General features: G+C 67.7%; 6 protein-coding genes. 2 read left to right on the forward strand and 4 right to left on the reverse strand.

Features of this window, described 5'->3' with window-relative positions; all coding sequences use genetic code 11:
• Positions 1–4: 4 nt before the first annotated feature.
• Entirely contained in the window at positions 5–421 is a 417-nt protein-coding gene (locus tag E1166_RS08875; protein ID WP_132337414.1) for an SgcJ/EcaC family oxidoreductase, read from the reverse strand.
• 557 nt (positions 422–978) lie between these two features.
• Between E1166_RS08875 and E1166_RS08880 the strand changes: the two genes are divergently transcribed.
• Positions 979–1,560 (forward strand): hypothetical protein, encoded by a 582-nt coding sequence (locus E1166_RS08880; protein WP_132337416.1) that lies wholly within the window; start codon positions 979–981, stop codon positions 1,558–1,560.
• A 258-nt stretch (positions 1,561–1,818) separates the two neighbouring features.
• Here E1166_RS08880 and E1166_RS08885 read toward each other — a convergent pair whose 3' ends face one another.
• The 3 genes from E1166_RS08885 to E1166_RS08895 form a co-directional block, all read right to left on the reverse strand.
• Positions 1,819–2,625, reverse strand: a complete 807-nt coding sequence (locus tag E1166_RS08885) for an ABC transporter ATP-binding protein (protein ID WP_132337418.1) — start codon at positions 2,623–2,625, stop codon at positions 1,819–1,821.
• Entirely contained in the window at positions 2,622–3,551 is a 930-nt protein-coding gene (gene ntrB, locus E1166_RS08890; RefSeq protein ID WP_243710254.1) for a nitrate ABC transporter permease, read from the reverse strand. Before ntrB ends, E1166_RS08885 begins: the two co-directional genes overlap by 4 nt.
• A gap of 62 nt (positions 3,552–3,613) precedes the next feature.
• On the reverse strand, positions 3,614–4,858 hold the full coding sequence (locus tag E1166_RS08895; RefSeq protein ID WP_132337420.1) for a CmpA/NrtA family ABC transporter substrate-binding protein: 1,245 nt from the start codon (positions 4,856–4,858) through the stop codon (positions 3,614–3,616).
• Positions 4,859–5,119: 261 nt separating this feature from the next.
• Between E1166_RS08895 and E1166_RS08900 the strand changes: the two genes are divergently transcribed.
• Positions 5,120–6,193, forward strand: a complete 1,074-nt coding sequence (locus E1166_RS08900; protein WP_165944291.1) for a uroporphyrinogen-III synthase — start codon at positions 5,120–5,122, stop codon at positions 6,191–6,193.
• Positions 6,194–6,248: the final 55 nt, after the last annotated feature.

Raw genomic sequence — 6,248 nt, forward strand, 5'->3', positions numbered from 1 at the left:
AGCTTCATGCGCCGGTCGCCACCGGCGTGTTCTGGTTGGCGGTCAGTCGCCACCGACCGTTCTCCTTGGACATCACGTACATCGGCGTGCCCTCGCCCAATTCGGTCACCTGCTCGCCCGACGGGGAGAAGTACCGCTGGCGCACCTTGACCGCGGCCACGTCCGGCCGAATGAAGAGCACATGCACCACCTCGTACGACGGAACGAGGTCCTTCATCGCGCCGGGCAGCACCTGCCGGGTGAAGGCGGCGATGGCGTCCCGGCCCACGAGGAGCTTGCCGGCTCCGGTGGTCCAGATGGCGTCCTCGCGGAACAGGGAGACGAACTCGTCGACCATCTCGTTGCGCTGTGCGTGAGTGATGGTAGCGACGACTTCTTCGATGGCTGCGATCTCGGCTTGACGGCCAGTCGTTGCGTCCATGCCCAAAATCTTGGAACCTGAACCCTACTTCAGGTCAACAACTGTGTGGCCGGGGATACGCCGCCGGCCGCGAAATGCTTCCGACGAGTGTTGGCGCCAACAGGGCTGGCGTCAGGACCTCGAACACAGACGTGCCACCTACCCCGCCCCTCGCCCCCTCTCAGAGCAACCAGCGCAAGGTGCACAGCGCCGCCCTCGATGAGGCAGCCCGCCGGTGCGGCAGGGCGAGAAGCCGGAGCGATGTCGAGGACCATCGATGTTGCCGGCACCGGTCCAGGCGTGTTGGAATGGCTCACATCGCCGCAGCGCGGGGGCAACCGCGCTGGGAACGGCCAGCACGGGAGCCTCGCATCACCCCGGCGCACCGCTTGGCAGACGCCTGCGCGTCGCCACCTCGGCTGCGCCCGGCCATCGCCACGACGAACACACCGCCCCGGGCCGGTGTCCCCCCGCCGTACGCATCCCCGCGACGGCCGATTGTTCGACGCCTGACGCGCCGCAGGCGTCCGATGCGGTCTGCCGACGCACCCGAACCGGTGACGAGGTGAGAAGCGATCATGGTTTCCCGAGAGAGTTTCGCGCAGTGGTACCGAAACCGCTTCGTGTGGATGGTGGAGATCATGCTGGTGGTGTCGGCCGGCACGGTCGCACTGGTCAACTCCACCGACTCCGCGGCGGAGCCGGCGGATCTACGGGGGCAGATCATGAACCGGATGCGTACTGTCCTCGAACAGACGGACCCGGCCCACCACAACCACGCCGGGCACCAGGTCCAGCAGGCGGCCACCGAAACGGCGAAGCCCCGGGTGATCTGCGGGGTCCACGTCTACGGCTACGAGCCGGCCGAGGCCACCAAGATCGCCGACGTACGGACGGTCTACGGCTTCCACCTCTGCGGGATCGCCGAGAAACAATACCCCTGGGACGTGGCGGTCAAGCTGGCCGGTCCGCTCATCATGGACATGTCCACCGAGCCACCCGGCATCCAGGTGGTCGAGGCCACCGCCGAGGTCATGTACGTGGACCGGCTGCGGCAGATGTTCCCGGACAGGTACGCACAACTGGCGCTCAAGGAGGCGCTGGCCGACTCGGAGATGGCCGACCTACGCCGCCGGTACGACGCGGCAGCCGGGCTCTGACCCTGCCGGCTACCGGTCCCGGCTGATGGAGCCGTTGCGGCCGCAGCAGCTACGCGAGGGCTTATCGACTGGGAATCGCTCGGATCGTCGCCGCTGAGCGGCGGGCTCGCCGGGGGGCGAGCCCACCGCAGCACCGCGGCGGCTGGGAGCAGCGCGCCGCCACCTACCCACGCCGCCCTGATGGCGGTACTGACCTCGGTTGCTCACGGAGTGATCCCGCGAGCCTGCACGATCCGGCGGTAGGTGTCGTCGTTGCGCTCAGGCCGCCGCAGCCTCGGCAAGCTCCGCGTCGTTGTCCGCGATGAGGAGATCCACGAGTTGCTTCTGGATGCCGTCGTAGACGGGGTGGTGCATGATCGTCGTACGGCTGCGTGGCCTGGGGATCGGTACGTCGATGGTGGTACGCACCGACGGGTGGGGCAGGTTCGCCATCACCACGATCCGGTCGGCGAGCAGGATCGCCTCGTCCAGACCGTGCGTCACCATCAACACGGTCTCGGTCTCCGACTCGCTGTCCCACAGGTCGACGAGTTGCTGCTGTAACCGGGAACGGGTCAACGCGTCCAGAGCGCCGAACGGCTCGTCGAGCAGCAGCGTCCGGGGCGCAACCGCGAACGCCCGGGCCACCGCCGCCCGTTGGGCCATGCCGCCGGAGACCTGACCCGGCCGCTTGTTGCGATGCTCCCACAGCGATACCGCGGTCAGGTAGCGCTCGACCATCTCGTCGACCCGGGCCCGTTTCCAGTCCGGGCGGGACTCCTGCACCGCAACCCGGACGTTCTGCCGCAAGCTCAACCACGGCAGCAGCGAATAGTTCTGGAACACCATCGCGCGATCGGGCCCCGGCCCGCTGACCGGCTGCCCGTCGATGCGCACCGTGCCGCTGTCAGCCTTGACCAGCCCACCGACGATGTTGAGCAGGGTGGACTTCCCGCAGCCGGAGTGGCCGATGAACGAAACGAACTCGCCGGTGTTGATGGTCAGGTCGACGCCGCGCAGCACCTCCTGCGGCGCGTGGCCCCGACGTCGAAACGATTTGCGGATGCCGTTGATGTCGATGCTCATCCGTGTACCTCCTCAGGAGTGACCCACCGGGCGAGCCTGAGCAGGACCGTGTCGAGGACGAGCCCGACCACACCGATGAGGACGATGGCCGCGACGACCTTGTCGAGTTCCAGGGCGTTGTACGAGTTCCACACGAAGTAGCCGACGCCGGAGTTGCCCTGGAGCATCTCGACCGCGACGATGACCATCCAGCCAATGCCCATGGACAGCCGCAGGCCGGTGATGATGGACGGCAGCGCGTTGGGAATCAGCACATGCCACAGGTACGCCAGCGGCCGGAACTTGAAGACCAGCGCCACGTTGCGCTGGTCGCGGGGGATGGCCACGGCACCCGCCGCGGTGTTGATCAGAGTGGGCCACAGGGTGGTGATGAAGATGACGACGATGGCCGACTGCGACGGTTCCTGAATGATGTAGAGCCAGATCGGGAACCAGGCCAGTGGCGACACCGGACGGAGCACCTGCACCAGTGGATTGAGTGCGGACCAGACCGGCCGGGCCGCGCCCATGGCCAACCCGAGCGTGATCCCCACCAGCGCGGCCAGACCGAATCCCATGAACACCCGCCGCAGCGAGATGTACAGGTGCAGGCCGATGCCCTTGTCGTTGGTGGTGTGGAAAAACGGTCGGCTGAGCAGGTCGCCGAGGGTTCGGGCGCTGTCGAGCGGACCCGGCACCGTGGCTGAGTTGCGGGTCGCGAGCTGCCACAGGGCCACGAACACCGCGAGGCCGACCAGGGCCCAGAACGTGGTCACCGAGACGCCGATCAGTCGGCTTCCCAGCGCCGGCAGCCAGTCGGCTGTTGCCCGGCCACGTTGCCCGCCGGCCTCGACGCCCATGGTCGGGGCCGGCGCCTGCGATTCGATGTCGGTGGTTGACGTCTCCGGCGCGGCGGTTCCCGCGCCTGCCCGCGGGGCGGTTGACATCTGGCTGGGACTGGAGTCTTCCACGGCCGGCGCGACAGCGCTCGGTGTTGCGTCGCGTGGTGTCATGGCCGCTTGGCCTCGTCCTCGACGTTCTTCGGGTCGAACGTGACGTTGTCCAGCTTGACGTGGAACGGCGCCATGTCGTCGTCCGGGATCTTGATGCCCTCGTCGGTGGCGACCTTCGCGTACAGGTCGTGCAGGATCAGCTCGTCGGCGAGCTTGGCGTAGTCGGGTGCGTCCTTGACCAGCCCGAAGCGCTGGTACTGGGCAAGGAACCAGTACACATGGGAGCGCCGCGGGTATGGCGTCTCGCCGTCCCGGAAGAACATCATCTGGTCGCCGGTGTAGGTTTTGGTGCCGAGGCCGGCACCAAGGTCGTACTGGCCGAGCAGCCGGCCCCTGATGTCCGCCGCCGGCGCGTTGACGTAGCCCACCGGTGAGAGCATGCCGGCCAGCGTGTCGCGGTTGGCGAGGTCGTCCAGCCACTTGCACGCCTTGAGAATGGCCTTCATGACCTCGGCCAGCGTGCCCTGGTCCTGGGTGAGCCTGGCTCCCACCACGAGCGCCTTTTCCGGGTGGTGCTGCCAAATGTCCTGCGTGGTGATGTGGGTGAAGCCGATGCCCTTCTGGACGGCCACCGCGTTCCACGGCTCGCCCACGCAGTATCCGTCCTGGTTGTTGGCGGCCATGTTGGACACCATTTGCGGTGGCGGAACCGCGGAGACCTGGATGTTGGAGAGGTCGGCCTTGGTTGCCTTGAGCCAGTAGCGCAACCACGTGTCGTGGGTGCCGCCCGGAAAGGTCATCGCCAGCTTGGGCTTCTCCTTTTCGAGCAAGGACTTCGCCGCGCTCAGGTCACCGTAGGCGGCACCACCGTACGCCTTCTTCAGGGTGATGGCCTGGCCATTGTTGTTCAACACCATAGCGATCTTGAGACTGGTCGTACCGGCCTTTCCACCGATGCCCGTCGCGACCGACAGTGGCATGCTGAACAGCACATGCCCGCCGTCGATCTCACCGCTCAGGAGGTTGTCCCGGGTCGCCGGCCACGACGCCTGCTTGATGAGCTCGACGTCCAGGCCACGCTCGGCGAAGTAACCGAGTTCCTTTGCCGCGATCAATGGCGCGCAGTCGGTGAGCGCGATGAATCCGAGTTTTACCTTGCGCAGGTTCTTGATGCCGGCACCGACAGGCTGGCCGGGGCTTTCGTCGACAGCGCACGCGGACAGGGCGCTACCGGCTGCCGCCATGGCGGCAGCAGATCCGGCGAGGCGAAGAAAGCCGCGGCGGTGCAGATAGGTGGTCATGGCCGAGACCGTAGGGCCGCCGGAAACCACGAGCGTTGCTGAGCCATCAACTCCGCGTGTGGCGGGGTGCACATGGCCCTTGTTGCGCCGCGGTTACGAATCCGGCACGGAGATAGTTCAGAGACCTCAAACCAGGATGAACATCGATGGGATAAGGGGCTCACCATCTCCTGCGAGGCCGGCAACGTATCAGTAACGCACCACCCCAAGACTCCTCGCATGACGCCGACCGGGGCTGGCCTAACGCTGGCAGGATACACAGTGGCCATCACCGGCGGTGACCTACAGCAGGTCGCGGCGCTGCTACGTCAACACGGGGCGGCGGTCGTCGACCTACCGCTGTTGCGGACCGTGCCCGGCGAACGGGACGCGAGGATGCGCCTCGCCACCGGACGGCTCATCCGGACTCCGGTCGATCATGTCGTCGCCACCACCGCGGCGGGATGGTCGCGATGGCTGTCGGCGACGACGGCGTGGGGTCTGGCCGATGCCCTCCGTTCCCGGCTCAACTCGGCGAGGATCCTGTCGATGCACGAGTCAGTCAGCGCCGCGCTGGTGACGACCGGATTCACCAACCACTGGGTGGCGTCGACCGGTGACCTCGGTGAGGCGGTGACCTGGCTGCTCGGCCGCGACCCGGTGAGCCGCCGCGTCGCCGTGACGGCCGACGACGCGCTGCCGGCCCGACCGCTGGGCAGACTCCGCTCACACCGCATCGGGGTGATGGTCGTGCCGACCCGTCGCTCGGCTCGCCCGGTCGGCCTGGCGGCACTGAACCGGCTCGCGCGGATGATCATCCAGCGCGAGGTTCAGGCGGTCACGTTCGACAGCGCCGCCGGGCCGCGCGCGCTGGTCGACGTCACGACCCGGGCCAATCGCGGGAACCTGCTGCTGAGCGCGCTGGCGACGGACGTCGCGGTCGCCACCACCCACGAGGAGTCGGCCGAATTCTTTCTCTCCCGGGAGGTGCCTGTCGCCTGGGCGGCCGACGGCAGCCCTGACGAACTCGCCAGACGCCTCGTGGAGGTGCTGGTGTCGCGCCGTCGGCAGTTCCAGGCCCGTGGCCATCGGTTCACCGTGCAGGGCGACGCCGTGCTGGTCAACGGTACGACCATCCGGCTCGGACCGCGGCCGGCGATGCTCATGCGCACCCTCGCCGACTACCCGGGTTACACGCTGTCCCGCAGCATCATCGAACGGTTCGTACCCGTGCCCCACCGTGGCGGACGCTTCGGCGGCGAGCAGGCCGTATGGCGCCTGCGGGCGGAACTTGGCGACTACGGCTGGCTGGTGGCCACCGAGATCGGCCAAGGCTACCGCCTCATCGTGGACTGAGCGCGACCCGTCGCCCGGACCACCACCCCACGAGCCTGCCCGAGCAGCACTCCCG

The organism is Micromonospora sp. KC213, assembly GCF_004348325.1.
Classification (GTDB): Bacteria; Actinomycetota; Actinomycetes; order Mycobacteriales; family Micromonosporaceae; genus Micromonospora.

Bases quoted from the DNA above. Each gene is read 5' to 3' on its own strand.
- E1166_RS08875 (WP_132337414.1), bottom strand. From the start codon at position 421: ATGGACGCAACGACTGGCCGTCAAGCCGAGATCGCAGCCATCGAAGAA.
- E1166_RS08880 (WP_132337416.1), top strand. From the start codon at position 979: ATGGTTTCCCGAGAGAGTTTCGCGCAGTGGTACCGAAACCGCTTCGTG.
- E1166_RS08885 (WP_132337418.1), bottom strand. From the start codon at position 2,625: ATGAGCATCGACATCAACGGCATCCGCAAATCGTTTCGACGTCGGGGC.
- ntrB (WP_243710254.1), bottom strand. From the start codon at position 3,551: ATGTCAACCGCCCCGCGGGCAGGCGCGGGAACCGCCGCGCCGGAGACG.
- E1166_RS08895 (WP_132337420.1), bottom strand. From the start codon at position 4,858: ATGACCACCTATCTGCACCGCCGCGGCTTTCTTCGCCTCGCCGGATCT.